The sequence below is a fragment of the Pseudomonas sp. UBA6323 genome, from assembly GCF_002439135.1.
Taxonomy (GTDB): Bacteria; Pseudomonadota; Gammaproteobacteria; order Pseudomonadales; family Pseudomonadaceae; genus Aquipseudomonas.
Genome location: NZ_DJSX01000085.1, coordinates 1 through 26,854, shown reverse-complemented (window position 1 = coordinate 26,854; position 26,854 = coordinate 1). Strand labels below are relative to the sequence as shown.

The 26,854-nt window shown below is 64.0% G+C and carries 23 protein-coding genes and 3 tRNA genes; 9 read left to right on the top strand and 17 right to left on the bottom strand.

The window, feature by feature from the left end; translation table 11 throughout:
* The 6 genes from B3P22_RS20405 to B3P22_RS20380 form a co-directional block, all read right to left on the bottom strand.
* Positions 1-826 (bottom strand): M1 family aminopeptidase (locus tag B3P22_RS20405; RefSeq protein ID WP_296272345.1); only part of this gene is annotated, 826 nt, incomplete at its 3' end.
* Positions 827-877: 51 nt separating this feature from the next.
* Positions 878-1,714: a DUF2797 domain-containing protein gene (locus B3P22_RS20400; protein WP_296272344.1), complete on the bottom strand. Its 837-nt coding sequence runs from the start codon at positions 1,712-1,714 to the stop codon at positions 878-880.
* Complete coding sequence (locus B3P22_RS20395) at positions 1,714-1,977, bottom strand: YeaC family protein (RefSeq protein ID WP_147811923.1); 264 nt, start codon at positions 1,975-1,977, stop codon at positions 1,714-1,716. Before B3P22_RS20395 ends, B3P22_RS20400 begins: the two co-directional genes overlap by 1 nt.
* A 63-nt stretch (positions 1,978-2,040) precedes the next feature.
* Positions 2,041-2,895 carry a rhomboid family intramembrane serine protease gene (locus tag B3P22_RS20390; RefSeq protein WP_296272343.1) on the bottom strand — a complete coding sequence of 285 codons (855 nt, stop codon included), beginning with the start codon at positions 2,893-2,895 and terminating at the stop codon, positions 2,041-2,043.
* Positions 2,892-3,866, bottom strand: a complete 975-nt coding sequence (locus B3P22_RS20385) for a metallophosphoesterase (protein ID WP_296272342.1) — start codon at positions 3,864-3,866, stop codon at positions 2,892-2,894. Before B3P22_RS20385 ends, B3P22_RS20390 begins: the two co-directional genes overlap by 4 nt.
* Positions 3,867-4,754: an NAD(+) kinase gene (locus B3P22_RS20380; RefSeq protein ID WP_296272341.1), complete on the bottom strand. Its 888-nt coding sequence runs from the start codon at positions 4,752-4,754 to the stop codon at positions 3,867-3,869.
* A gap of 93 nt (positions 4,755-4,847) precedes the next feature.
* Here B3P22_RS20380 and B3P22_RS20375 point away from each other — a divergent pair, with 93 nt between their 5' ends.
* Positions 4,848-5,780 carry a DUF1853 family protein gene (locus tag B3P22_RS20375; RefSeq protein WP_275546252.1) on the top strand — a complete coding sequence of 311 codons (933 nt, stop codon included), beginning with the start codon at positions 4,848-4,850 and terminating at the stop codon, positions 5,778-5,780.
* A gap of 79 nt (positions 5,781-5,859) precedes the next feature.
* Here the strand turns inward: B3P22_RS20375 and B3P22_RS20370 are convergent, their stop codons facing one another.
* The 3 genes from B3P22_RS20370 to B3P22_RS20360 are packed head-to-tail and all read right to left on the bottom strand — an operon-like array spanning position 5,860 to position 9,303.
* Positions 5,860-6,969, bottom strand: a complete 1,110-nt coding sequence (locus B3P22_RS20370; RefSeq protein ID WP_275546253.1) for a cyclic nucleotide-binding domain-containing protein — start codon at positions 6,967-6,969, stop codon at positions 5,860-5,862.
* Between the two features lie 22 nt (positions 6,970-6,991).
* The gene (locus tag B3P22_RS20365) at positions 6,992-7,885 is read right to left on the bottom strand and encodes a 1-aminocyclopropane-1-carboxylate deaminase/D-cysteine desulfhydrase (RefSeq protein WP_275546254.1); all 894 of its coding nucleotides are present in this window, start codon (positions 7,883-7,885) and stop codon (positions 6,992-6,994) included.
* Between the two features lie 50 nt (positions 7,886-7,935).
* A complete protein-coding gene (locus B3P22_RS20360) occupies positions 7,936-9,303 on the bottom strand; it encodes a chromosome partitioning protein ParA (protein ID WP_296272340.1) in 1,368 nt (455 codons plus the stop codon).
* A gap of 500 nt (positions 9,304-9,803) precedes the next feature.
* Here B3P22_RS20360 and B3P22_RS20355 point away from each other — a divergent pair, with 500 nt between their 5' ends.
* On the top strand, positions 9,804-10,760 hold the full coding sequence (locus B3P22_RS20355) for a TAXI family TRAP transporter solute-binding subunit (RefSeq protein WP_296272339.1): 957 nt from the start codon (positions 9,804-9,806) through the stop codon (positions 10,758-10,760).
* Between the two features lie 35 nt (positions 10,761-10,795).
* On the opposite strand, the gene B3P22_RS20350 is transcribed toward B3P22_RS20355, so the two are convergent.
* Together B3P22_RS20350 and B3P22_RS20345 are read right to left on the bottom strand one after the other, a co-directional pair.
* Positions 10,796-11,227: a nuclear transport factor 2 family protein gene (locus B3P22_RS20350; protein ID WP_296272338.1), complete on the bottom strand. Its 432-nt coding sequence runs from the start codon at positions 11,225-11,227 to the stop codon at positions 10,796-10,798.
* A gap of 65 nt (positions 11,228-11,292) precedes the next feature.
* Positions 11,293-13,326, bottom strand: a complete 2,034-nt coding sequence (locus B3P22_RS20345) for an NADPH-dependent 2,4-dienoyl-CoA reductase (protein WP_296272337.1) — start codon at positions 13,324-13,326, stop codon at positions 11,293-11,295.
* A 202-nt stretch (positions 13,327-13,528) separates the two neighbouring features.
* Between B3P22_RS20345 and B3P22_RS20340 the strand changes: the two genes are divergently transcribed.
* Together B3P22_RS20340 and B3P22_RS20335 are read left to right on the top strand one after the other, a co-directional pair.
* On the top strand, positions 13,529-14,554 hold the full coding sequence (locus B3P22_RS20340) for a carbon-nitrogen hydrolase family protein (protein WP_275546269.1): 1,026 nt from the start codon (positions 13,529-13,531) through the stop codon (positions 14,552-14,554).
* A complete protein-coding gene (locus B3P22_RS20335; protein WP_275546259.1) occupies positions 14,551-15,597 on the top strand; it encodes an AraC family transcriptional regulator in 1,047 nt (348 codons plus the stop codon). The genes B3P22_RS20340 and B3P22_RS20335 overlap by 4 nt, the downstream gene beginning before the upstream one ends.
* Positions 15,598-15,822: 225 nt before the next feature.
* Here the strand turns inward: B3P22_RS20335 and B3P22_RS20330 are convergent.
* The 4 genes from B3P22_RS20330 to B3P22_RS20315 form a co-directional block, all read right to left on the bottom strand.
* Positions 15,823-15,899 (bottom strand) — tRNA-Asp (locus tag B3P22_RS20330).
* Between the two features lie 107 nt (positions 15,900-16,006).
* Positions 16,007-16,083: transfer RNA gene (locus tag B3P22_RS20325), tRNA-Asp, on the bottom strand.
* Between the two features lie 31 nt (positions 16,084-16,114).
* Positions 16,115-16,190 (bottom strand) — tRNA-Val (locus B3P22_RS20320).
* Positions 16,191-16,279: 89 nt separating this feature from the next.
* Positions 16,280-16,753, bottom strand: a complete 474-nt coding sequence (locus B3P22_RS20315) for a MarR family winged helix-turn-helix transcriptional regulator (protein ID WP_197857921.1) — start codon at positions 16,751-16,753, stop codon at positions 16,280-16,282.
* A gap of 108 nt (positions 16,754-16,861) precedes the next feature.
* On the opposite strand from B3P22_RS20315, the gene B3P22_RS20310 reads away from it, so the two are divergent.
* From B3P22_RS20310 to B3P22_RS20290, 5 genes are all read left to right on the top strand, one after another.
* Positions 16,862-18,631, top strand: coding sequence for an N-acetylglutaminylglutamine amidotransferase (locus tag B3P22_RS20310; protein WP_275546260.1), 1,770 nt, complete (start codon positions 16,862-16,864; stop codon positions 18,629-18,631).
* 130 nt (positions 18,632-18,761) lie between these two features.
* Positions 18,762-20,501 (top strand): N-acetylglutaminylglutamine synthetase, encoded by a 1,740-nt coding sequence (ngg, locus tag B3P22_RS20305; RefSeq protein ID WP_275546261.1) that lies wholly within the window; start codon positions 18,762-18,764, stop codon positions 20,499-20,501.
* A gap of 63 nt (positions 20,502-20,564) precedes the next feature.
* Positions 20,565-21,764: an osmoprotectant NAGGN system M42 family peptidase gene (locus tag B3P22_RS20300; RefSeq protein WP_197857918.1), complete on the top strand. Its 1,200-nt coding sequence runs from the start codon at positions 20,565-20,567 to the stop codon at positions 21,762-21,764.
* Positions 21,765-21,965: 201 nt separating this feature from the next.
* The gene (locus tag B3P22_RS20295; RefSeq protein ID WP_296272336.1) at positions 21,966-24,716 is read left to right on the top strand and encodes a hybrid sensor histidine kinase/response regulator; all 2,751 of its coding nucleotides are present in this window, start codon (positions 21,966-21,968) and stop codon (positions 24,714-24,716) included.
* Positions 24,717-24,780: 64 nt separating this feature from the next.
* Entirely contained in the window at positions 24,781-25,017 is a 237-nt protein-coding gene (locus B3P22_RS20290) for a YheU family protein (RefSeq protein ID WP_197857970.1), read from the top strand.
* Positions 25,018-25,131: 114 nt separating this feature from the next.
* On the opposite strand, the gene B3P22_RS20285 is transcribed toward B3P22_RS20290, so the two are convergent.
* Both B3P22_RS20285 and B3P22_RS20280 read right to left on the bottom strand, forming a co-directional pair.
* Positions 25,132-25,803, bottom strand: coding sequence for a DNA-3-methyladenine glycosylase I (locus B3P22_RS20285; protein WP_275546263.1), 672 nt, complete (start codon positions 25,801-25,803; stop codon positions 25,132-25,134).
* Between the two features lie 122 nt (positions 25,804-25,925).
* Positions 25,926-26,854, bottom strand: a 929-nt coding sequence (locus B3P22_RS20280) for a 3-deoxy-7-phosphoheptulonate synthase (protein WP_296272335.1), incomplete at its 5' end; no start/stop codon positions are given.

Below are 26,854 nucleotides of genomic sequence, written 5' to 3'. Positions count from 1 at the left end.
TGTTGAGGCCCTTGTTCTCCATGGCGCCCATGTTGAAGTCGTTGACCGCCACGATCATGAAGATGTCCAGGTCGTACTCACGGCCGTAGACCTCCTCGTCCCATTTCATCGAGCGCTTGAGGCTGTCCATGGCGTGCTGCACCTTGTCGATGTTCTCCGGCTCGACATAAATGCGCAGCGCCACTTCGCGGTTGCTCATGGTGGTGAAGCTGTCCTCCACGCACCAGAGGTCACCGGCGACCAGGGCGAACAGGTAGGCCGGTTTCTTGAACGGGTCTTCCCAGGTGGCCCAATGACGACCGCCCTCCTCGCTGCCACTGGCAATCGGGTTGCCGTTGGACAAGAGCACCGGATAGGCATGCTGCTCGGCGCTGACCGTGGTGGTGAACTTGCTCATCACATCCGGACGGTCGAGGTAGAAGGTGATCTTGCGAAAGCCCTCGGCCTCGCACTGGGTGCAGAACATCTTGCCGGATTTGTACAGGCCTTCCAGCGCGGTGTTGCTTTCCGGGTGGATGCGTACCGTGCTGTCGACCACGAAGCGCTCCTGGGTCGGCTGCAGGGTCAGGTGGCTGTCGGTCAGGCTGTAATCGCCCTCGCCCAGCTCACGGTCGTCGAGCTTGAGGTGCAACAGTTCAAGCTGCTGGCCATCGAGTACCAGCTTCGGCAAGCCGGCACCAGCCTCGGGATTGCGCCGCATTACGAGCTGCGCATGCACCAGGCTGTGATCCTCGAACAGCTCGAAGGTCAGGTGGGTCTCGTCGATCAGGTAATCGGGAACCTGATAGTCCTTCAGGTAGATAGTCTTGGATTGTTCAGTGCGCATGGCTCTTGGCCTCTCGTCTGCGGCGCCTAGGGCGCCGGTGGCAATCGGGTGTCAGGTGGCGATCTCGTGGATGGCCAACTGGTAGGCGGTGTATTTGCGGATATTGATCACGCCGGTATCGAACATCAGGTACTGGCCCTTGATACCGAGCAGGGTACCTTCGGCCAGGGGCTGCTTGTCCAGGTTGAAACTGGTGATCTTGGCCGGATAAGCCTCGATGGGATAGCGGATTTCCAACACCTCGGCCGCGCTCAAGGGCTGGATGGCCTGCAGGCCGAAACGCTGCTGCAGCTCGGTGATGCCCGCGCCGCAGCTATCGAACAGTTGCTCGCGAATGGCCAGCAGATCGACCGGCGCGGCGTCGCCCTTGAGCAGTGCGCGCCAGTTGGTCTTGTCCGCCACCTGGCTGCGCAGCAGATCCTCGACGAAGCCGGACTGCTGCCGGGTGGCCACACGCAGGATGGGCAAGGCCTGAGTGGCGCCCTGGTCGATCCAGCGCGTCGGCACCTGGGTCGCACGGGTGATGCCGACCTTCACGCCGCTGGAGTTGGCTAGGTAGACGATGTGGTCGGTCATGCAGAACTGCTCGCCCCAGCTCGGCTCACGGCAGGTGCCTGCGTCGTAGTGACATTTCTCCGGGCTCATGATGCAGACGTCGCATTGCGCCAGTTTCTGCATGCAGGGGTAGCAATAACCCTGGCTGAAGCTGGTCTTGGTCTTGCGCCCACAGTGCGAGCAATGAATGGCGCCGAGGTATTCCAGGCGCAGGTGCTTGCCCACCAGCGGGTTGACCGGCACCTCTTCATCGCCCAGGCGAAAGGCGTATTGCACCGGCGCATCCAGATGCGCCTTCATCTTGCTCAGCGAGCCACGTCCCAACTCGCTCATCAGTGCAGGGTATCCGAGGACTTGAACAGCAGGTTGGGGACCGGCTCGGACTTGCTGCTGCATGCCTGCGGGCCCATGTAGCCGGTGCGTTCCTCTTCCGGCAGGTTCTGCATTTCCCAGGCGATCATCGCCTGCAGGCTCAGTTCTTTCTGCTCCTGAGTCAGCTTGCGGCCATCGGGCCATTTGCCAATTTCCACGGCCAGCTTGAGGCTCTCGTAGATTTCCGGGGTGATGTTTTCAATCGCATCGAGAAAGGACGACATACAGGTCTCCAAATAAATCGTAGGGCCGGCCGGGCGGCGTTCCGCTTCAGCCCACCAAATGCATCAGCGTCTTGCCAGCATACCGCCAAGCAGCCCGGTCAGGCAGCCGATGAGCAGGCCACCCACATGTGCCGCATTGGCAATGGCGCCAATACCCAGCGTTTCGAAGATGCCGGTCATGCAGACCACCAGCCAGATCAGCATCATCACCAGCACGCCGGGCGGCAGGCGATAAACCGGGTTCGGCGCCAGGCGCTGGTAGATCCAGCAATGCCCGAGCAGGCCGTAGAGCACACCGGATAAGCCGCCAAACAGTGACGGCCCAGCCCACCAGTATTGAGCGAAATTGGAAGCGAAGCCGAACAGCAGGGTCAGCCCCAGGAGGCCGATGGCCCCTTGGCGAAACTCGATGCGCCGACCCAGCTCCCAGTACCACAGGCTGTTCATCGCCAGGTGCAGCCAGCCGAAGTGGATCAGCATGGGCGTGATCAGGCGCCACCACTGGCCGCTATCGAGCGTGGCCTCAAGGTAAGTCAGATAGATGCGCTCGCCGTCGATTCGAAAATCAACGAAGCTCAGCCAGCGGATTGCCGAGAAATTCTCGCCCGCCCAGGTCACGGCGAAGACGATAAAGGTCGCCAGCAGCATCAGGCCCGTCACCGGGCTGCGCCGTAACTGGGCAACAAACCCCTCACGCACCGGCGCCGGCCTGGCCGGCAATTCGGCACCCGCGTCGCCCTGCGGATGGCGCACGTAAAGCTCACGCACCTGCTCGGCGAGCTCCTCACTCGGCACCCAGAGCACCTGTTGCCCACCCTCTTCCGCCACCCGGTGCGGCACTCGCAGACGCTGCAACAGGGCGACGAAGCCGCTCAAATCGGTATCCAGCGGCAAGCGCAAAACTACGACTGCCGTCATCGCGGCGCCTCCTGCGGGTCGACATCGACCCAGACGAATTTATCGGCATCCAGGCGCGTTTCCTGGTCCAGGCGATAAGCCACCAGGCGGCCACCGACCACCGCGCTGTAATCCAGGCAGGCCAGGTTGGGCCGAATCGGCGCCGGCTTGCCACGCCGCCAGTAGTGCCCAACGAACAGCAGCGGCTCGTGCGCGCCATAGCGCAGCAGTTCGTCCTTCTGCAGCTCGCTCAGCGGCGTCTGCGCCGCCAACTCCGGCAGGGCATCGGGCTGGAAGACGATATCGCCATAAGTCTGCGGATTTTCTTCCCAGAACTTGGTACGGAAATAGGAACGGGTAAAGCCGTCACCACCGGTCAGAGTCAGGCCATGCGGCAGGCGCATGTCGGTGCCACGCAAGAGGCGGTCGAGCGCCATGTTGGCGAAACTGCCCGGTACGGCTGCAGCCTGAAGGAAATGCTCGTCGATGCAACCATCGGGGAACTGGGCCTTGAGCGGCGCGATCAGCTCGGCGTCCCAGCAGGCATGTACGACACGGAAACGCCCCGCATCGATGAATAGCGGCATCTCGTAGAACCAGCGCAGGAATTCGCGCCACTCCTGCGGGTGATCCTCGAACTGCGCCAGGGTTTCGCGCATCAGGCGCTGATGCCGTGGGCTGTGTTCGCGCACGTACTGGCGGCCACTACCCGGCGGCGCCGGTGTGCTCCAGCCCAGCGCGTTGAACTCATGGTTGCCCATGATGCACAGCGCCTGACCGGCACGCACCATGTCATGCACCAGGTGCAGGGCTTCGCGAATACCCGGGCCACGGTCGACCAGGTCGCCGAGAAAGATCGCCATACGCGTCGGATGGCGCCACACGCCGCTCTGCCGGCTGTAACCCAGGCGCTCGAGCAGACGTTTGAGGGTGCGCGCACAACCGTGGATATCACCGATCAGGTCATAGCCACGATGGGGGTCGAGGGACATTCAGTCCTGCCCTCCCAGGCGGCTGCCCCAACCCAGTTTGGTCCGGCAGACCTCATAGTAGTTGTGATCCAGCGGATGGATCAGGCGCAGCTTCTGCGCCTTCTTGGCCACATGCAGGGTATCGCCCGGCGCGCAGGTGAAATGATTCTGGCCGTCACAAGAGACCTGCGGATAAATGGTCATATCCGGCGACACCACCACCTTCAGCTCACTGTGCCCGTCAACCACGATGGGCCGGCTGGACAGGGTGTGTGGGTACATCGGCACGACCACGATGGCATCGAGCTTGGGATGCATGATCGGCCCGCCAGCGGACAGCGCATAAGCGGTAGACCCCGTGGGCGTGGCGACGATCAGGCCGTCGGCCTTCTGGCTGCAGACGAACTGGCCATCGATGTACAGCTCGAACTCGATCATCCGCGTCGACTTGCGGGGGTGCAGCACCACGTCATTGAGCGCATCGCCCTGGCCGATGGCTTCGCCCTGGCGGCGAACTTCGGCCTCGAGCAGGAAGCGGTTCTCGGTCAGGTACTGCCCTTCGAGCACCTGCGCCACTTTCAGCTCCAGCTCATCGGGGCGGATATCGGTGAGAAAGCCCAGGCTGCCACGGTTGATCCCCAGCACCGGAACCTTGTGTCGCGCCAGGGCACGTGCCGCGCCGAGCATGCTGCCGTCACCGCCGACGACGATCACCAGGTCGCAGACTTCACCCAGCATCTTGCGCGAGGAGGTCTGCAGGCCGTGGCCGGGCAATACATCGGCGATGGTGTCCTCGAGAATCACATGCAGGTGGCGGTCGAGCAGAAAGCGCTTGAGCCGCCGCACGGTCTCCAGCACCCGCGTACTGCCCAGGCGCCCGATGATGCCAACATTGCGAAATTGCTCCATGGGACTCCCGCCAGACAGATAAACGATGGGTGATTATCGGCCAAAGGCCCGCACCGCAGCAAACCAGCCCTGCGACTGCGCTATGCTCGGGCCATGAATGTTTCCGTCACGCTGCATGACCTGCTGCCCGGCCTGCGCACCCCAGCGGTACGCGACCTGGCCTGGGCACTGCTCTCACCGCCTCTGCTGGGTGAGACCACGAAAGTCCAGCGTCATCCCCTGCAAGCCAGTGTCTGGAGTCGGCAGCCGCAGCGCCTGGCAGACTGGCTTGTGCAACAGGACCGCGATGCCGGCGCCCTGCACGCCTGGCTGGCGGTAAAACCGCTACGGCGTTTGGGCCTTTATTACGAGCGCCTATGGCAGTTCACCCTGCATGCCGCAACGGACGTCGAAGTGATTGCCGCCAATGTGCCGATCCGCCACGGCGGTCGCACCCTCGGCGAGCTGGATCTGCTGTTGCGCGACGAGGAAGGCGAACATCATCTGGAGCTGGCGGTGAAGTTCTATCTGGGTACCGCCAGCAGTGATGCCGCCGATTGGCTCGGGCCTGGCAGCCATGATCGACTCGACCTGAAACTGAGCCATCTGGCGCATCACCAATTGCCCCTGTCGTCGCGGCGCGAAGCCAGGGGACCGCTGAACGAGCTGCAAGTGAGCGAGGCCCGCCCGGCCTTCTGGCTTGGCGGCTATCTGTTCTATCCCTGGCCCGGCAGTTGCCCAGCGCCTCGCGGCGCGATGCCTGGACATTGTCGGGGCGGCTGGCTGCATCGGCGCGACTGGGACGCCTTCGCCGCGGCGAGGCCGGATGCCCGCTGGCAACCGCTGCCAAGGCTGACCTGGCTGGCCCCGGCGCTGCTGAAGACTGACGAGGTCTGGTCCGTAGCAATGTTCCAGCAATGGCTGAGCCTGTTACGGCACGAGGCCCAGGCGCAATTATTGGTACGCCTGGAAGAGGATCGGGCGGGAGACTGGCGAGAAGTCGAGCGGATCTTTCTGGTCAGCGATCAATGGCCGACGCCCTCGTAGCCCGGATGCGATCCGGGACGCATGCGCCTGCAATCCCCGGCTTTCATCCGGGCTACGCTTGCCCCAGAGCCAGCGCTGCTCAACGACTGCGCTCGGTACGCCCGCCGGAACGCGCCAGATACCCAGCACCGCTTTCGCAGAGCAGTGCATCGCGTTGCACCGCCGGCAGACCATCCAGCCCTTCACGCAAGGCGTAAACGCTGTAACCCAGTTGCGAAAGGAGAAACACCGCACTGCTGCTGCGTTTGCCGCTGTCGCAGTAGCACAGATAGGTACGTGATCGATCCAGCAGACGCGCCTTCAGGCGCAGCAGCTGCAACGGCATGTGCAGGGACTGGGGCGCATGCGCCTTCTCGTATTCTTCCAACAGGCGCACGTCGAGCCACTGCGCGCCCTGCGCCAGCAACCTGGCCGCCTCACCCAGCGATACCTCGGCCACCACGGGCGCCTTGAGCAGGGCGAAGAAATCCTGGCGATCCAGACGCAGCACACTGCCGGCCTCGACCATGGTCACCGTGGCATTGCGTGGCCGGTCGGCCAGCAGCGCTTCCTCGCCGAAACAGGCGCCCACTTCCAGTTCAGCCAGCACCTGACGATCGCTGCCGGCACTTCGAATCACCTCGGCGCGACCACTTTCCAGGAAATAACAGCAATCACCGCTGGCACCCTCTTCAAGAACCTGGCTGCCGGCCGCAAGCTCGATTCTTTGCAGGCGAGCCAGCATGTTCTGCACGTTGGTCGGCGGCACCTTGGCAAACAGCGGGTTTTCCAACAGCCGCTCCAGCCATTCGATGTCGGCGCCACTTTGTTGCAGCGCCAGCAGCAGGTCCTGATGCGCCAGACGCCAGGTCAACAGGCGATCCAGAGTAGCGCTGTCGATCATCAGCACGCTGAGGTCGGTCACGGCGCGCGCCTCCTGCAGGCGCGGCAAGCCCGGGGACAACGGATGACAGCTGATCTCGCTGCCGGCCTGAACCGTCTGCGTACGCCCCTCGGCGTCCTGCAACTGCAGCTCGCCGGCCAGCAGATAGCAGGTCAGGCGCGCCTGGTCCCCCTGGCGAAACAGCAACTGCCCGGCCAGCAGGGGTTGCGGCACCAACTGGCTACGCAACTCGCGCCATTGCTGCTCGGAGAGCACATTGAGCGGCGTCAGGCTGCGTAGCTGTTCGGGGGTAAGGGGTTCGCTCATGTGGGTTTCCAGGCTCCGCTGGTCAGACCTGAGTGTAGTCGGCGTCTGCGCCCATCAGCGCTCGACGCCCCTGCAAGCCGCCAGTATGAATGAAGATCAGCCGACTGCCGCGCGCAAGTTGACCACGCTCGCAGAAATCGCGCAGCGCCATCAGCGCCTTGCCGGTATACACCGGCTCCAGCGGCAGATCACTGGCACCTTCGGTGTGCAGGATGAACTGGCGCAGCGGCTCGTCGAGCCGGGCAAAACCGCCGCGCGAGGCATCGACCAACTGGTAGCGCCGCTGCGCCTCACCGGCCTCCTCCAGCAGCGTGGCGACCTGGGCAGCGACGCCATGGTCCCCCGGCACGGCCAGTGCACCGAACACGGTGCGTCGCCTCTCTCCCAGCACCACTCCGGCTAGCGTGGTGCCGGTCCCGGCGGCCAGCCACCAGGCATCGAAATCGTCCCAGCCGATTGTGCTCAGCTGTATTTCGGCCATCTCCACCAGCGTGCTGCAACCTCGGGCACCGGGCAAACCCAGGCCACCTTCGCCTATCGTCTGAAAACCGCTGTAGCGTTCCAGCCAGGGCGCCCAGAAATCCGGCTGATGGCGCGCGCGATAGCCGCCATAACCCAGCCAGTGCAGCTCCATACCCATGCGTTGCAGGTCATCGACGGTCGGCGTCCGCTGCGCTTCACCACGCAGCAAACCGACGGTGGCGAAGCCAAAACGCTGCCCCGCAGCGGCCAGCGCATGCAGGTGATTGGAGTGTGCACCACCGAGGCTGATCACCCCCTGCGCGCCTGCGCCCGCCGCCTGTTCGAGATAAGGCGCGAGCTTGAACCATTTGTTGCCTGACACCAGCGGGTCGACCAGATCGAGGCGCAGGCAGGCCAGCTCGACGCCGGCCGCCTCGAGCCAGGGCAGCTTCACGGGGTGCAACGGCGCCTGTGGGCGCCAGTGGGGAATGTGTATCGGCAAAATCAGCTGACGGTACGCAGACGACTGCTCGCCTTGTGCCGCGTACAGCAGTTCGAATCACCCAAGGTGAAACGACTGGGCGTGTCGATACGGTCGATGGGGATGGCGCAGCGCTCACCACTGGGCAAGGTCGCATCGCAGCTGGGCTGTTGATAATGCGCCAGCCATTGGCGGTACTGTTCTTCGGAAACGAAGCATTTGGCTGCGGCGTAGGCCATGGGGTTGTCCTGATAACGGGCAACATCCTGCAGCGCAATGGTCAGGTGCCCAGCACCGGGATGGTACACCACGAACACCACGCCGAGCTTGGCCAGCCGCTCCAGCACCTGATCACCGCCCTGGCTGGCGAAGGCATCGCGCTCACGCTTGAGGCGCTCGATCTCTGCCTGCAGTTGCGCATCCAGCTCGTTGCGATAGGCCAGTTCGACGTCACGCACGGCGATCTGCTCCTTGTATTCGGCCACGGCCGCGGCGACCTTGGCGCGCACCTCGCCGTCGAACTGCGCGCGCAGAATATCGCCCTCGGTACGCCCGTGGCGCTCCAGGGCACGCAGCTGCTGCGTCATTTCCTCGCGGCTGCTCTGGTAGCTTTCGGCCTGAGCCGCCAGTTGCGCCTTGAGATTGGCGTTGAGCGCCTCCTGCTGGCGCAGCGCCTGGTGCAGGCCATGCAGCTGTGCCTGCAGTTGCTTGCTCTGCTCCTCGCTGGCCAACTTGAGTTTGGCCAGCTCTTCCTCATGCTGCTGGGTCAGGCTGGTGATGCGCAGACGCTGCTGCTGAATCAGTTGCGCAGTCTTGGCGCGGTGTTCCTGATCCATCTTCTGCGCCAATTGGTCGGCCACCTCCTTGGCCGGGTCCGGGGCATACCACTTGTCTTCGGAGGCCACCTGCAGACGTTCGGCAACCACCGCCTGGGTACTGTCGTCCTCGACCAGAAGCCCGAGCTGATTGCGCTTGACCGCATCACGCAGCAACACCAGATCGTTCTGCCCCGGCGCCAGGCTGGGGTCCCATAGGTGCATCTGATGCCAGGACACCGGGCACTGGCTGCGACAAGCCAGGCGAATCGGCCCGGCACCGAGATCCGGGCCACGGCCGGCGCGCTCGGCCAGATGCTGCAGAGGAATGTTCCAGCCCTTGTCGGGGCGGCCGTCCTCGTCGAAATCCAGCAGGAAGAATACCGCCGACCGGACCAGCAGACGTGGGTTGATCGCCACGAACACCGCGCGCATCTCTTCGTCGGCGAACTCGGGCATGTTCACCACGCCGTCGAGCAAGGCTTCGAATTCAGGGAACATCATCTGTTTGCAGATACCGCGTTCACTGAAGAACATCACGGCTTCCACCATCTGCGGCTTGTTCTGCATGCTCATCGAAGACCCTCTGAACCCACGGGGAATATACCGTCCTGATCGGTCAGGCAAGTCTAGGGGAAAACCCACCCGGAGCAATGTGACTGGGTTGGCACTCATTCTGCGAGCCAGGCGGGATAGCCGCCACTGACACCAAAATGTGACAGGAGCGCACAGCCGAAAGCGGCCAGACCACACTGGCCGACCAGCGGATTATTGCCAATCAAGCCTATCCAACGAGCAAATATCCGCCTATCGAGACGTGCATCAGTGGCCTCATCCGCTCTGCAACCGCGTTGCGACAACCTGGCACGTGATCTGCTCGGCACCCTCCGAGCCCGCGCCCCTGACGCGCGGCCGGACTGATAAAAAACAAGAGGTCAGCCATGTTCCGCCATTCTTTCCCTGCCACTCCTTGCTCCTCGCCCCGCTGGGTGATTGCCCTTCCCGCCGTGGCACACGCCCCACGGCACTGACGCGCCCCTCGCTCAGAAAACAACAATAACTAACGGAGATTCCCCATGCGCTTAACCAAGCGTGTTGGCCTGTTCGTCGCTGCCGCGATCCTGGCCAACAGCCCCAACGCTCACGCCAATCCAGCCTCGATCAACATCCTCACCGGCGGCACCAGCGGCGTGTATTACCCGCTGGGCATGAGCCTGTCCGAGCTGTACAGCGAGAACATAGAAGGCTCGACCACCAGTGTGCGCGCCACCAAAGCCTCGGTGGAGAACCTCAACCTGTTGCAGATCGCCCGTGGCCAGTTGGCCTTCGCCCTCGGCGACTCGGTAGCCGATGCGTGGAAAGGCGACGAGGAAGCCGGCTTCAGGGCGCCGCGTGACCGCCTACGCGCCATCGCCGGGGTCTACCCGAACTACATCCAGATCGTCGCCAGCCAGGCATCGGGCATTACCAGCCTGGAAGATCTGCGCGGCAAGCGTATTTCCGTCGGGGCGCCACGTTCGGGCACAGAGCTCAACGCCCGGGCGATCTTCAAGGCCGCCGGCCTGAGCTACACGGACATGGGGCAGGTGCAGTTCAAGCCCTACGCCGAGTCGGTCGAGCTGATCGAAAAAGGCCAGTTGGATGCCACCCTGCAGTCGGCCGGCCTGGGCATGGCGGCGATTCGCGAATTGGCCGATCGCGTGCCGATCACCTTCGTCGCCATTCCGGAACAGGTAGTGTCGCGCATCGGTAGCGGCGCCTATCAGTCAGGCATCATCCCCGCCGGCACCTATCAGGGCCAGGCCAACGACGTGACGACGGCGACCATCACCAACGTTCTGGTGAGCCAGACCAGCGTTTCCGATGACATGGCCTATCAGATGACCCGGCTACTGTTCGAAAACCTCGACCGCCTGGCCGACGCGCACCCGGCCGCCAAGGCCATCAGGCTGGAGCGGGCGATCAATGGCCTGCCGATTCCACTGCATCCCGGCGCCGAGCGCTACTATCGCGAAGTCGGCGTACTCAAATAGCGAGAACGCCCGCTCTTGCAGCGGGCGGCGCGACCTCAGCCCTTGGCTGCGGCGAGAAACGGCGCCAGACGCTGCGCCATTTCCGCGCCGAGCGCCTGCAGCCCACTCATCGGACGCACCATGACTTCGAATTCGACGATCCGTCCCGACTCGTCGAAACGGATCATGTCGATACCCTTCAACTCGCGCTCGCCCACCCGAGCGGAGAATTCCAGCACCACATTGAGGCCGTCGGCCGTCGCCAGCTCGCGGTGATAGGCAAAATCTTCGAACACCTTGAGCACGGTATTGAGGATCAGATTGACTGCCTGCGCGCCCGGATAAGGCGCATGCGCCATGGGCGAGCGGAACACCGCCTGTGGGTGCAGCAGCTCGGGCAAGGCGCTCAGGTCCTTGGCGGCAATGAACTGGTGCCAGCGCGCCAGTGTCGCGGCGGCGGCAGGATTGAGTTGGGCATCGAGCGACATGGGCTTCTCCTTGTTATTGTCAGCCACTAAGCAGACGCCCCGCACAAGGCGGGGCGTCGGTTCGATCAAAGCTCGGCGGCAACACGCGAGCCCTGGTTGATCGCCCGCTTGGCATCGAGCTCGGCGGCGACATCCGCACCGCCAACCAGATGCACGCGCTGACTGGCGCTCTGCAGCCCTTCCAGCAGCTCGCGCAGCGGGTCCTGACCGGCGCAGACGATCACGGTGTCGACCGGCAGCACCTGCTCATCGCCACCGGCGATACGGATATGCAGGCCGGCGTCATCGACCTTGAGGTACTCGACCGAGTTGAGCATTTGCACGTTCTTGTTCTTCAGGCCGGTGCGGTGAATCCAGCCGGTGGTCTTGCCCAGACCATCGCCAACCTTGGTCTTCTTGCGCTGCAACAGAAACACCTCACGCGCCGCCGGATGCGGATGCGCCTGAATGCCTGCCACGCCACCACGTGCTTCGAGCGCGGTATCGATACCCCATTCCTTCCAGAACTCGTTACGGTCGAGGCTGGTGGCCTTGCCCTGGTGAGTGATGAACTCGGAGACGTCGAAGCCGATACCGCCAGCGCCGATCACCGCGACCTTCTGGCCGACCGGCTTGCGCTCGAGAATCGCGTCCAGGTATCCAATCACCTTTGCATGCTCGATCCCCGGAATCTCCGGGGTGCGCGGGGCGATACCGGTGGCCAGGATGATCTCGTCGAAGCCGCCCTTGACCAGGTCCTCCACCGACACGCGGGTGTTCAGGCGCAAATCGACACCAGTGGTCTCCAGCTTGCGCTTGAAGTAGCGCAGGGTTTCAAAGAACTCTTCCTTGCCCGGTACACGCTTGGCCACATTGAACTGGCCGCCGATTTCGCTGGCCGAATCGAACAGGGTCACGCTGTGGCCACGCTCGGCCGCGACGGTGGAAGCAGCGAGGCCGGCCGGGCCGGCGCCGACCACGGCGATCTTCTTCACTGCGGCAGTGGGAATGTAGTTCAACTCGGTCTCATGGCAGGCGCGCGGGTTGACCAGGCAACTGGTCAGTTTGCCGCCGAAGGTATGATCAAGGCAGGCCTGGTTGCAGCCGATGCAGGTGTTGATCTCGTCCGCGCGGCCTTCGGCAGCCTTGTTGACGAAGTCCGGGTCGGCGAGGAAGGGGCGCGCCATGGACACCATGTCGGCATCGCCTTCAGCCAGCACCTGCTCGGCCACTTCCGGGGTGTTGATGCGGTTGGTGGTGATCAGCGGGATGCCGACTTCGCCTCTGAGCTTGGCAGTGACCTTGGTGAAGGCCGCGCGCGGCACCTTGGTGGCGATGGTCGGGATACGCGCCTCGTGCCAGCCGATACCGGTGTTGATCAGGGTGGCGCCAGCCTGCTCGATGGCCTTGGCCAACAGCACGATCTCATCCCAGGTGCTGCCGCCCTCGACCAGGTCGAGCATCGACAGGCGATAGATGATGATGAAGTTCGGACCGACCGCCTCGCGCACGCGGCGGACGATCGCCACCGGCAGGCGCATACGGTTCTCGTAGCTGCCGCCCCAGCGGTCGGTACGGTGGTTGGTGTGAGCCACCAGGAACTGGTTGATGAAGTAGCCTTCCGAGCCCATCACCTCGACGCCGTCGTAGCCGGCCTGCTGGGCCAGCGCCGCGCAATTGACGAAGTCGGCGATCTGCTTCTCGATGCCCTCCTCGTCCAGCTCATGCGGCTTGAACGGGTTGATCGGCGCCTGGATGGCGCTCGGCGCCACGGATTTCGGGCTGTAGGCATAGCGCCCGGCATGCAGGATCTGCATGCAGATCTTGCCGCCGGCCTCGTGCACGGCCTGGGTGACGATCTTGTGCTTCTCCGCCTCCTCGACCGTGCTCAGCTTGGCCGCGCCGGCGTACACGCCGCCCTCCTCGTTCGGGCCGATGCCGCCGGTGACCATCAGGCCGACGCCGCCACGGGCACGCTCGGCGAAGTAGGCCGCCATGCGCTCGAAGCCGCCCGGCTTCTCTTCCAGGCCAGTGTGCATGGAGCCCATCAGCGTGCGGTTCTTCAGCGTGGTGAACCCGAGGTCGAGCGGGGCCAGCAGGTGCGGGTAACGAGCAGTCATGGATATCTCCACATCGCGGTGCAGTTCACGGATTGCCGCGGTCTCATGGGCACGCGGTCGGTTATGCAGCCAGACGATAAAGAGGCTGCCAGCCAGGCTCAATGATCGAAACTGACAAGATAATGATCAAAAATAGCAATCCTGCTTGGCAGCGTGGCTCGACCGACCTAACCTGCACCGCAACGAAGCCGAACACCTCGAAATGCGCCTACTGATCACCCTATTGCTCTCGCTCGCGCTGCTGGCCGGTCTCGGCAGCTATGCCCACTGGATCGAACAACGCCCCAGCGGCCATTACCTGTCCGACCTGCGCAGCCAGGTCGTGCTAGATATCGGCCAACCCGGCCCGCGCGGTAACCTGCTGGGCATCCAGCCGGAACTGTTCGCCGCCGACTACCAGAGCCTCGCTCGCCTGCGTCTGAAACTGGCTGCCTACCTGGACCACGCCCGTGACCAGGGCCTGCTCAACCAGCGCACCGTCGTCGTGCTGCCCGAACATATCGGTACCTGGCTGCTCGCCGTCGGCGAGAAGCAAGAGCTCCATCGCGCCGCCGAACGCCGTGAGGCCATGCACTGGCTGGCAGCGACCAATCCGCTGGATTACCTCGGTGCGCTACTGGATGCCGGAAGCGACGCGCGCGTCGAAGACGCCCTGCTGCGGACCAAGGCGAAATCGATGGCGCACGACTACCAGCAACTGTTCGGCGACCTGGCCCGCGACTACCAGATCACCTTGGTGGCCGGCTCCATCGTCCTGCCCGAACCCCGAGTGGAACTGGGTCGCCTCGAAGTCGGGCGCGGGCCGCTCTACAACGTCAGCCTGGTATTCGACCGGGCCGGCAACCCGCTGGGCCAGCCACAACGGCACACCTTCGATGCCGGCGCGCTCCGCACCGGTAAGGCAGATTCCCTGCAAGTGCTGGATACGCCCGCCGGACGTCTGGGCGTGTTACTCGGTGGCGATATCGGCCAGCTTCCGCAGGCGATGACCGCGGACGGCGAAGCCATCGAGATGCTGGCCATGCCCAGCGACCTGAACGGCCAGACGGACGAATCCAAGCTCGGCGAGCGACTGCAAGCCCACGGCATTCGCGCAGGGATGCAAGTCCATCTGCGTGGCAGACTCTGGGAGCGCAGCGGCCAGTCCCAGGCGCTGGCTTTGCGTGACGGCAGCAGCGAGCGGAGTAGCCAAGAACGCGGCGCCCAACTGATCAACCTGTGGTTATGAAGGCCTCACGCGTTCGTCTCGGCGACCTCTCCGTCGGTTTCACCCTGGCGCTGGCCGATGCGCTGCGCGCCCAAGGCCAGGACCCCGAGCCGTTGCTGGCACAGTTCGGCCTGGATGCCGCACGCCTGAGCGAGCCTCGCGCGCGCCTGTCGATCCCGCGCTTCATGCGTCTCGGCCATAGCGCCATCGCCCTGTGTGGTAACCCGGCACTGGGCCTGGACATGGGCCGCCATAGCCGTATGAGCCAGGTCGGCCTGGCCGGCGTCTGCGCCGCACAGGCACCTGATCTGCGTGAAGCGGCGCGCACGCTGACGCGCTTCGAACCGCTGTATGCCGCCAACTACCGCGGCCGCTCGGACTTTCGCGAGGACGCCCGTGGCGCCTGGCTGCAGTTCTATTCCATCAGTCCGTACAACGCCTACAACCGCTTCGTGGTGGATTCGGTGCTGGCCGGTTGGCAAACCAACCTGGGCCAGGTGGTCGGTCGCCCGGTCATCCCGGAAAAGGTCGAGATCGAATTTCCAGCGCCGGACTATGGTGAGCGCTACGAGGCGCTGTTCGGCTGCCCGGTGGAGTTCAGCGCCGGCGCCAACCGCCTGCGCCTGGGCAACGAAATCCTGGCACAGCGCAATCCGCAGCACTGCCCAGGCACCTGGCGGCATCTCGTGGAGTTATGTGAACGCGAACTGGATCAGCTGACCCGCACACGCAGCCTGCGTGAACGGGTGATCCAGCTACTGGGGCCATTGCTGCACGGCCACGAACCGGATTTGGATGAAGTCGCACGCAGCCTGCATCTGCCGAGCTGGACGCTGCGGCGCAAGCTGGCGGAGGAAAGCACACAATTTCGCGCCATCCTCAACGACACGCGTCGTGATCTGGCCACGGCCTATATCCGTGACACCGAGCTGGCTTTCGGCGAGATCGCCTACCTGCTCGGCTTCGCCTCGGCCGAGGCGTTCCAACGCGCCTTCAAACGCTGGCTTGGGCAAACACCGGGCGACTATCGCCGCGCACAACGCCGCGCCAGTGGCGACGCATAGAGTTCGGTGGCGTCGTCTACGTCCGTCACGTCCTGATCGAAGGCATCGCGCTCGAGCAACTCTTCCTGATAATCGTCCATCTGTCGTTCTCCCGACTCGTGTCATCTGTCCGATAGCAAGCTACGTTGCCCGCGTGAAAACAAGATGACGAAAAGCCGCAGGGCCATCGCCCGAATGACAGGCAATAAAAAACCCGTCGATCTTGCGATCGACGGGTTTCGTATATGGCGCAGCGGACGGGACTCGAACCCGCGACCCCCGGCGTGACAGGCCGGTATTCTAACCGACTGAACTACCGCTGCGTGTCGGTTGGACTTGCGTCCAAAGAACTCTTGAAACTCTGTAGCATCCGATGGCGCCCTTGGCGGGCTTTCCATCTCGAACCGACAAATGTCGATCTGGCAAATAATGGCGCAGCGGACGGGACTCGAACCCGCGACCCCCGGCGTGACAGGCCGGTATTCTAACCGACTGAACTACCGCTGCGCGTCGGCCGGACTTACGTCCGAATTCGCTATGGTGGGTGGTGACGGGATCGAACCGCCGACCCTCTGCTTGTAAGGCAGATGCTCTCCCGGCTGAGCTAACCACCCATGTGCCTTAGCGAGGCGCGCACTTTATGCAGGTGGCGAAGCTAAGTCAACACCCTGCTTGAATTTTTTCTGAAAAAAGCGCGTCGGACTCAGTCCATTTCGCCGCACAGCTCGGCGGCCCTCAACAACGCCGCCGTCAGACTGTGGCGCTCCCAGTCGGTGAGCACGGCGAAACGCTGATTGAACTCCGGCGGCATCAGCGTCGGCGCCTGCTGGATCAGCTCGCGGCCAGCATCGCTGATCAGCAGCCATTGCCGTCGACGATCCTGGTCGTCGCGCTGGCGCTGCAACAAACCGTGCTCTTCGAGGCGATCGAGCAAACCGGAAAGGGTCGCGGCCGTCAGGCTGACTCTACTGCTGAGCACGCTGGCGGTCATGCGCGTCTCGCTGGCCAGTACCTGCAGGATCATCAACTGCATGGGCGTCAGCCCACCAAAACGGGCCAGACGCTTGGCATGCACTTCCCCTGCCTGCTGCAGGCGCCGCAGCGCTTGGAACAGTGGCATTTCAAAGGCCATGACAGATGACAGATCTATTTCAGCAGGAACTTTTTTAACACTCATAAACACCAATCCTTAACCACCAACACTTTGACATGAAAGCATTTTCTTGTTTTGGTGTAAAAGGCTCGGCCACGAGCCACTCCCCAACGGCAACACCGGTAAGGAATTATGTGCGGAATAGCTGGAGAACTACGTTTTGATCGACGCCCCGCGGACCTGGCGGCAGTCGAGCGCATCACCCACCACCTCGCCCCTCGCGGCCCTGACGCCCACGGCTTTCATAGTCAGGGCCCCATCGCCCTCGGTCACCGCCGCCTGAAGATCATGGATCTGGCCGAAGCCTCGGGCCAGCCGATGATCGACAGCGATCTCGGCCTGTCGATGGTGTTCAACGGCGCTATCTACAACTACCCCGAGCTGCGCAGCGAACTGGAAGCGCTGGGTTATCGTTTCTTCTCCGGCGGAGACACCGAAGTACTGCTCAAGGGCTATCACGCCTGGGGCGAAGCCTTGCTACCCAAGCTCAACGGCATGTTCGCCTTCGCCGTCTGGGAGCGCGACAAGCAGAGCCTGTTCATCGCCCGCGACCGTCTCGGCGTCAAACCGCTGTACCTGTCGCGCACTGGTGAGCGCCTGCGTTTCGCCTCGTCGCTGCCGGCCCTGCTGCAGGGTGGCGACATCGCCAGAACGCTCGATCCGATCGCGCTCAACCATTACCTGAATTTCCATGCCGTGGTGCCCGCACCGCGCACCATCCTCGCGGGCGTGGAGAAGCTGCCGCCGGCCACCTGGATGCGTATCGATGCCGACAACAAGATCGAGCAGAAGACCTGGTGGACACTGCAGTTCGGCCCGCAAGGCGATGAAGCGGCGTACGGCCTGGAAGAATGGCGCGACCTGACGCTGGAAACCATGCGCGAAGCCGTGGCCATTCGTCAGCGTGCCGCCGTGGACGTCGGCGTGCTGCTCTCCGGTGGCGTCGACTCAAGCATGCTGGTCGGCCTGCTGCGCGAAGCCGGGGTGGAGAATCTGCTGACCTTCTCCATCGGTTTTCAGGATGCCGGCGGCGAGCGTGGCGACGAGTTCCAGTATTCGGACCTGATCGCCCAGCGCTTCGCCACTCGTCACCATCAGTTGCGCATCGGCGAGCACGAGATTCTCGATCAACTGCCGCAGGCCTTCCGCGCCATGAGCGAGCCGATGGTTAGCCACGACTGCATCGCCTTTTACCTGCTCTCGCGTGAAGTGGCCAAGCACTGCAAGGTGGTCCAGAGCGGCCAGGGCGCCGACGAACTGTTCGCCGGCTACCACTGGTACCCGCAGGTCGATGGCGCCAAGGATGCCTTCGCCGCCTACCGCGCAGCCTTCTTCGACCGCGAGCACGACGAGTACGCGGCCTGCGTGCAGCCCGCCTGGCTGACCGGCGACATGGCCGGCGAGTTCGTGCGCGAGCACTTCGCCATGCCGGGCGCCGACGCCGCGGTGGACAAGGCGCTGCGCCTGGACAGCACAGTGATGCTGGTCGACGACCCGGTCAAGCGCGTGGACAACATGACCATGGCCTGGGGCCTGGAGGCGCGCACGCCGTTCCTCGATTACCGCGTGGCCGAGCTGTCGGCGCGCATCCCGGCGCAGTTCAAGCTGCCTGAAGGCGGCAAGTACGTGCTCAAGGAAGCGGCGCGCAAGGTCATCCCTAGCGAGGTGATCGACCGGCCAAAGGGTTACTTCCCGGTACCGGGTCTCAAGCACCTGGAAGGCGCCACCCTCGGCTGGGTGCGCGACCTGCTGCTCGACCCCAGCCAGGATCGCGGCCTGTTCAACCCGAACATGCTCGATCAGTTGTTGACTAACCCAGAGAGCCAGCTCACCCCCCTGCGCGGCTCCAAGCTGTGGCAGTTGGCGGCGCTCAACCTGTGGCTGAGCGAGCAGGGTCTGTAACTGAGACGGAGCGGCCTTTAGGCCGCTCTTGCAGGATCAATGGTCGTAGCCCGGTAAAGCCGGGATTTGTCGCGACTCAATGACGATCCGGCTCAGACCGGACGTAGTGAACACGGACAGGGACTATTCCATGCGCTCCACTGCCTTCAACCAACGCCTGCTGCGCGGCCAGACGCCCTCCTACGAACGTCTGCAAGCGCGCCTGGCCGAAGATCACGCCAGCCAGCCAAGCCAGCCGCAGGCCATCCATTGCGGCTGGGGTCGTCTGCTGATCGGCCACACTTACCCGGACCCCACCGTGCTGGCCGAGGCGCTGCTCGCCGAGCAACCCGGCGAGCGCGATATCGCCCTGTATGTCGCCGCACCGCACCAGGTGCTGGCCCACGCGCCGCAGCAACTGTTTCTCGACCCTTCCGACACGCTGCGCCTGTGGTTCACCGACTACCGTCCGGCGCGCCGCAGCTTCCGCGGCTTTCGCATTCGCCGTGCGCAGAACGAAGCGGACTGGCAGGCGATCAACTGCCTGTACCAGACCCGCGGCATGCTGCCGATCGATCCGGCCAAACTCACGCCTTACAACGACGGCGGCCCGACCTACTGGCTGGCCGAGGACGAAGACAGCGGCGCGGTAATCGGCAGCGTCATGGGCCTCAACCATCAGCGCGCCTTCCATGACCCGGAAAACGGCAGCAGCCTGTGGTGCCTGGCGGTCGATCCGCAGTGCAGCCGCCCGGGCGTCGGCGAAGTGCTGGTGCGCCACCTGATCGAACACGGCATGAGCCGTGGCCTGAGCTACCTTGACCTGTCGGTGCTGCACGACAACAAGCAGGCCAAGAAGCTCTACGCCAAGCTGGGCTTTCGCGAGCTGCAGACCTTCAGCCTCAAGCGCAAGAACGGCATCAACCAGCCGCTGTTTCTCGGCCCCGGCCCGCAAGCCGAACTCAACCCCTACGCGCGCATCATCGTCGACGAAGCGCTGCGTCGCGGTATCGAGGTGCAGGTGGACGACGCCGAAGCCGGGCTGTTCACCCTCAGCCATGGTGGCCGACGCATCCGTTGCCGGGAGTCGCTGTGCGACCTCACCAGCGCCGTGAGCATGACGCTGTGCCAGGACAAGCGCCTGACCCACCGCGCCCTGTCGCGTGCCGGCCTCAGCGTTCCGGCGCAACGCCTGGCCGCAAACGCCGAGGACAATGCCACCTTCCTCGCCGAACATGGCTCGGTGGTGGTCAAACCGGTGGACGGCGAACAGGGCCAGGGCGTGGCAGTCGACCTGCGCACGCCGGCTGAAGTGCAGGAAGCCATCGAGCGCGCCCGCGTGTTCGACCAGCGCGTGCTGCTGGAGAGCTATCACCAGGGCCACGATCTGCGCATCCTGGTAATCGGCTACGAAGTGGTGGCTGCCGCTATCCGACGCCCGGCGGAAATCATCGGCGATAGCCGCCACAGCATCGGCGAGCTGATCGATGCCCAGAGCCGCCGCCGCCAGGCCGCCACCGGCGGCGAAAGCCGCATTCCCAAGGACGCCGAAACCCTGCGTACCCTGCACGGTGCCGGCCTCGACTACGACAGCGTGCTGCCAGCCGGCCAGCGCCTGGCGGTGCGCAAGACCGCCAACCTGCATACCGGCGGCACCCTGGAAGACGTCACCGCGATTCTTCATCCGGCACTGCGCGACGCGGCGATCAAGGCTGCCCGCGCCCTGGAAATCCCGGTGGTCGGCCTCGACCTGCTGGTGCCTGCAGCCGATCAGCCCGACTACGTGTTCATCGAGGCCAACGAACGGGCCGGCCTGGCCAACCACGAACCGCAGCCGACGGCCGAGCGCTTCGTCGACCTGCTGTTCCCGCTCAGCCAGGCAACGAGCTGAACACTCTCCCCCCGGCCCTCTCCCGCACACGGGAGAGGGGCAATCCGAACGCGAGGAGCTTGCATGCAACAACTACCCGAACCCGACCTGGACTACCTGCAGAAGGTGCTGCTGGAGATGCTCGCCATTCCCAGCCCCACCGGTTTCACCGACACCATCGTGCGCTACGTCGCTGAACACCTCGAAGAGCTGGAGATCCCCTTCGAGCTAACCCGCCGCGGCACCATCCGTGCCACCCTGCGCGGGCGCCAGAGCGAGTACGAACGCTTCGACCGCGCGGTCTCCGCGCACCTCGACACCATTGGCGCCATCGTCCGCGAGATCAAGGACAACGGCCGTCTCGGCCTGGCCCCGGTGGGCTGCTGGTCGAGCCGCTTCGCCGAGGGCAGTCGAGTCAGCCTGTTCACCGACAACGGCGTGATCCGCGGCAGCGTACTGCCGCTGATGGCCTCCGGGCACGCCTTCAACACCGCCGTCGACACCATGCCGATAAGCTGGGATCACATCGAGCTGCGTCTGGATGCCTACTGCGCCACCCGCGCCGATTGCGACTCACTGGGCATCTCGGTGGGCGATTTCGTCGCCTTCGACCCGCTACCGGAGTTTTCCGAAAGCGGCCATATCAGCGCCCGCCACCTGGACGACAAGGCCGGCGTCGCCGCGCTGCTGACTTCGCTCAAGGCGATTCGCGACCACGGCCTGCAACCGATGATCGATTGCCATCCGCTGTTCACCATCACCGAGGAAGTCGGCTCCGGCGCCGCAGCCGCGCTGCCCTGGGACGTCAGCGAATTCGTCGGCATCGACATCGCTCCGGTCGCGCCGGGCCAGCAATCCAGCGAGCACGCGGTCAGCGTGGCCATGCAGGATTCCGGCGGCCCCTACGACTATCACCTGTCGCGCCAACTGCTGCGCCTGGCCGCCGAACAGGATGTGCCGGTGCGCCGCGACCTGTTCCGTTACTACCACAGCGATGCGCAGTCGGCCGTCGCCGCCGGTCATGACATTCGCACCGCTCTGCTGGCCTTCGGCTGCGACGCCACCCACGGCTACGAGCGCACCCATATCGACAGCCTCAAGGCCCTCAGCCGCCTGCTCACCGCGTATATGATGAGCCCGCCGGTATTTGCCAGCGACGCGCAGCCGGCGCAAGGTTCGCTGGAACGTTTCAGCCATCAGCTGGAGCACGATGCGCAGATGGAAAGCGATACCCGTGTTCCTCCCGTGGACACCCTGGTTGGACAACATGATCGCGACGCTTGAAGCCTTACGCGCATAAAGGCAAAGTGACATAAAAGGACGACAGGGGAGCATCAGCTCCCCTTTTTATCGCCAGCCTATCGGTCAGCTACCCTTACAAACGTCGTCACGTGACGTTTAAAAATGACTCCGGCCATGCTGCATGGCCTATTGAGAAGGCGTTGGCAAGCAGCGCGATTTGCAAACACCTTCAGAGGTTCACGGATGCCTCGCCTTTACCTGGCTTTGCTGCTGTTGTGGCTTGCCTGCCCAGCCTGGGCCCTCACGCCTGCGCCGCTGGATAGCGACGACCTGCGCCTGTCTCTGGGCCCTTACAGCGGTTATTACGAAGACGTGGATGGCACACTCGAAGTCGAGCAGGTGCTGGCCCTGGATGATGACGACTTTCGTAAAGTCAGCGGCGAACATGCCAATCTCGGCAAGAATGCTTCGGTCTGGTGGTTCAAGATTCGCCTGGTCAATGCCTTGCAACATGACGTGGGCGGCTACCTGGAAGTCAATTATCCGCTGCTCGATCACCTGCAGGTTCACCTGGTCACCCCGGACGGCAAACAGCAACAACAGGAAAGCGGCGACACCTTCGCCTTCTCTCAGCGGCCGGTGCAGGTCCGTAACTTCTGGTTCCCCCTGCAGCTCGAACCTGGCGTCAACACGCTGCTGGTTCGCGTGGAAACCACCAGCACGGTGTTCGTGCCACTGTTCTTCGCCACCTACGGTGCCAGCGCCGCGGCGCAGGAAAATCTGATGGGCTTCAACGGCGCGTTCTACGGCGTGCTGTTCGCCATGTTCTGCTACAACCTGTTCCTCTATCTTTCGCTGCGCGAATCGGCCTATCTCTGGTATCTGGCGTACAACCTCAACGTCGGCCTGCTCGCCGCCTGCTTCGACGGCATGCTGTTCAAGCTGCTGCCCGAGCACGTGGCCTTGCAGTCGGTGAGCATCTATATCCTGATGTACGTGCACTGCCTCACGGCCGTGCAGTTCAGCCGCCATTTCCTTCACGCCCGGCAGTACTTCCCCCGCCTGGACACCTGCCTGCGCCTGCTGATGCTGATCTGCGCCGGCTGCCTGCTGTCGGTGCCGCTGATTGGCTTCGCGGCGTGGAACATCCTGGCCAGCGTCACCGTTTCCCTGGTCTCGCTGATCCTCCTGCTGACGGGCATCCACGTCTGGCGCCGCGGCGTGCGCTACGGTTCCTACTACACCGTGGCCTGGGCCATCCTGCTGTTCGCCTTCATCCAGGCCACCACCGGCTCGCTGGGGCTGGAAGTGCTCGGGGTGTTCGGCGCCACGGTGGTGAAGATCGGCGTAACCATCGAGCTGATCACCCTGTCCATCGGCCTGGCCGACCGCATCAACCTGCTCAAGGAAGAAGGCTTCCAATCTCGCCGTGCGGCCGAGCAGGCAGCCTTCGAAAGCCAGGCCAAGAGCCGCTTCCTGGCCAAGATGAGCCACGAAATCCGCACCCCGCTCAATGGCGTGCTGGGCATGCTGCAGCTGCTGCGCGAAACACCGATGGATCGCAGCCAACGCTTCTATGTCGACACCATTTCCAGCTCCGGCAGTTCGCTGATGGCGGTGATCAACGACATCCTCGATTACGCCCGCATCGAATCGGGCAAGCTCAGCCTGGAGCAGATCGAGTTCGACCTGGAAGATATGATTTCCGAGACGCTCAGCCTGTTCACAGGCCAGGCGCTGGACAAGCGCCTGCGCCTCTATGTCAGCCTGGAGAATGGCGTACCGCGGCGCATCCAGGGTGACCCGACGCGGCTCAAGCAAGTTCTGATGAACCTGCTCAGCAACGCCCTGAAGTTCACCGCAGAAGGCCATGTGGCAGTCAGCGTCAGCCGCCGCAGCGACAGCCATGGCAACCCGCATCTGGTATTCGCCGTCAGCGACAGTGGCATCGGCATCAGCGAGCAGGCCCTGGCGCAGTTGTTCGAGTCCTTCGCCCAGGGCGACTCCAGCACCACGCGCCGCTATGGCGGCAGCGGCCTGGGGCTGGCCATCAGCAAGGAACTGGTGGAGATGATGGGCGGGCGCATCGAGGTGCAGAGCACGCTCGGCCAGGGCACCCGCTTTGCTTTCGACATCCCCTTGCTGAGTGAGCAGGACGCCCCCGACGAGCTCAACCGCCTGCTGGCGGGCCGTACCGCCCTGCTCGCCTCGCTCGATGGCCTGGGCCTGGATGCCATGAGCCGCCTGCTCGGCCGCTGGGGTATGCGCACCGAGCGTTGTCAGACGCCGGAACGGCTGCAGGACTACCTGGAGGATTTCACCGCGCCGCCGCTGTTGGTGCTGATGGCGCCCTGGCCGGGCGGCATCAATCACTGGCTCGATTCGATCAGGCCAAAACTGCAGGCACAGCAGCGCGTGATGCTGATCTGCCCACCGGAGGCCTGTCCGCAGCTGCCGGCGAGCCAGGGTCTGCGTCTGCAACACCTGGCCCAGCCGGTGGCGATCAACGCACTGCGTCAAGCCCTCACCGGGTTGTATGAAGAACCCAAAGCACAGGTACATCAGTTGGTCAGAGACATACGCAGCGACAGCAGTAACGCCCCCTGCATCCTGGTGGCAGAAGACAACCCGGTGAACCAGCTGGTGGTTCAGGGCTTCCTGAAGAAACGCGGCTACGGCGTGCGCCTGGTCACCAACGGTCAGGCTGCAGTCGATGAATACGAGCGTGACCCGGCTGCCGTGCACTTGATCCTGATGGACTGCGAGATGCCGGTCATGGACGGCTTCGAAGCCACCCGGCAGATCCGTCGCCTGGAGCGCAGCCGGCAACTCGCTGCGGTGCCGGTCATCGCCCTGACTGCACACATCCTCGAGGAACACCGTCAGCACGGCCTGGATGCCGGCATGGACGACTTCCTCGGTAAGCCGCTGGATAGCGGGCTGCTCTACAGCACGCTGGAGCGCTTTCTGCAACGCCCCAGCAACCGCGCCTGAACCTACTCGCAGCGCGGCGCCCTCTGGCTCTATCATGGGCGCCAACAACTGGAGTCGATTCGCTGTGCTGATCCCCGCTCACCTGCTGCAAGCCGATACCCTTACCGCCCTGATCGAAGATTTCGTCACCCGCGACGGCACCGACAACGGCGACGAAACACCGCTGGAGACCCGCGTACAGCGCGTGCGCCGCGCCCTGGACAAGGGCGAGGCGGTGATCGTGTTCGACCCGGACAGCCAGCAGTGCCAGTTGGCGATGAAGCGGGACGTGCCCAGGGAATGGCTGGATGCCGAGCCCTGAACCACTGCGTAGGAGCGAACTTATTCGCGATCAGCAGTCTCTATCGATCGGGATAACGCGGAGCACCGCTCATTCGCGCCTGCAGACTGCTCCGAGCACTGCCTGGCCTGGACATCAGTGATTGACGGTGTGCGCCAGCATCACCGATAGCTGACACAGCGGTCGACCACTCTCGGCCTGCCACTGGTTGAAGGCAGCCTGTACCGCAGCCAAGTCCTTCTGGCTGGTCGGCGCCTTGTCGATCACGCCCTGAGCCTTGAGCGCGGCGACCATGTCATCGGTGGGCACGAAGGTGTCCTTGCCTGCCATGCGCAGCAAACGCGGCACCGACAGGCCACCGAGCTGATTACCCTGCTTGGCGAGGTACCTCCACAGACCGACGATATCGCTCACCGGCCAGTCGGCGATCAACGCGCCAAAACTGCCTTTCTCGCGGCGTACATCGAGGATGAACTGGGCGTTGCGCGGCACGCTCTTGAGCTTGCCCAGGTGGCGGATCAGCCGCGCATCCTGCATCAGGTTCTCCAGGCGCTCGGCGCCCATCAGCACCACCTTCTCCGGGTCGAAGCCGAAGAACACTTCCTCGAACGCCGGCCACCTCGCATCCACCAGGCTGTGCTTGAGCCCGGCGCGGAAGATGCGCAGGCTGATCAGCGACAGGTAGCGGTCGTCGGCGAGCGCACGCAGCTCGGCATCGCTGCGCGGCTGCGGCAGCATGGCCTCCAGCGCACGCGCGGAGCCGAAACGGTTGAGGCAGAACTCTTGCAGCCACTTGTAATCACGCATGAATCGGATCCTTCATGAAACGGATGACGAAGCCTGCATGCACAACACCGAGCACCGCAAGTCCTGTAAAAACCCAGGCCGAGTGAAACCCGCCAATCCCGGACTGGCGGGTTGCAACCGCCCTACCCGCGCAAACGCGCGGCGGCTTGGCGCAATGCGGCTTCGGTGCCGCTCCAGCCCAGGCAGCCATCGGTGATCGATACGCCGTAGCGCAGCTCGCCGGACAGCGCCTGGCAACCATCGAACAGATGACTCTCCAGCATTACCCCACGCAGGCTGGCGTCGCCGGCCAGGCGCTGGTCGATCACGCTGTCCAGCACCGCTGGCTGGCGCAACGGGTCCTTGCCGCTGTTGGCGTGGCTGCAATCGACCATGATCCGCGCCGCGATGTCATGGCGCTGCAGGGCATCGCGCGCAGCCGCGACGCTGGCAGCATCATGATTCGGCGCGCCGTGGCCACCGCGCAGCACCAGATGGGTGTCCGGGTTGCCCGCGGTATGCAGCAGCGCCGGATGGCCGAGGTCGTCGATACCGAAGTGCTGGTGCGGGTGCGCCGCCGAGCGCATGGCGTCGCAGGCGATGCCGACGCTGCCATCGGTGCCATTCTTGAAGCCAACCGGCAGATCCAGGCCACTGACCATCTCGCGGTGCACCTGCGACTCGCTGGTACGTGCACCGATGGCCGCCCAGCCAAGCAAATCATCGAAGTAACCGGCAGCCATCGGCTGCAGCAGCTCGCTGGCCAGCGGCAGGCCGCGCTCGAGGATGTCCAGCATCAACTGTCGTGACTGGCGCAGGCCTTCAGCCATGTCACCGCTGCCATCCAGGTGCGGGTCGTACAGCAGCCCCTTCCAACCTACGGTAGTGCGCGGTTTTTCCACGTAGGCGCGCATCACCAGCAGCAGTTGGTCATCGACCTGCGGCGCCAGTGCGGCCAGGCGTTCGGCGTACTCGAGCGCCGAGGCGCGGTCATGCAGGGAACAGGGGCCGACCACCACCAGCAGGCGCGAATCGCGGCCATTGAGTACGGCGCGGATGGCCTCGCGGTCGG